This window comes from Alteromonas sp. ALT199, assembly GCF_018619335.1.
Taxonomy (GTDB): domain Bacteria; phylum Pseudomonadota; class Gammaproteobacteria; order Enterobacterales; family Alteromonadaceae; genus Alteromonas.
Window position 1 is genome coordinate 1 of record NZ_JAHHDX010000062.1, and the last position, 252, is coordinate 252.

The following is a 252-nucleotide window of genomic DNA, read 5'->3' on the forward strand; positions in this document are numbered from 1 at the left end:
CAAAGGTCAATTGGCCTTAATAAGTCGAACGGCATCCGGGCTAAGCGTGATTTTCTTTTGCTTATACAGGGCTCCTAACGCTTTTTTATAGGCCGCTTTACTCACGTTAAAGTGAGAGTATATTGCGTCAGGCGCACTTTTATCAGTTAGCGTAGAAATACCACCGTGGGCCTCTAAATCATCTAAAATGGCTTGCTGAAGTGCATCACGGCCACCTTTATCTACGCGTTGAAGGGCAATATCTACTTTACC

General features: G+C 44.4%; 1 pseudogene. It reads right to left on the minus strand.

Going from position 1 to position 252, the window contains the following annotated elements:
- Window positions 1–6: 6 nt before the first annotated feature.
- Window positions 7–252: pseudogene (locus tag KL866_RS06715) on the minus strand (hypothetical protein); the annotation flags it as partial.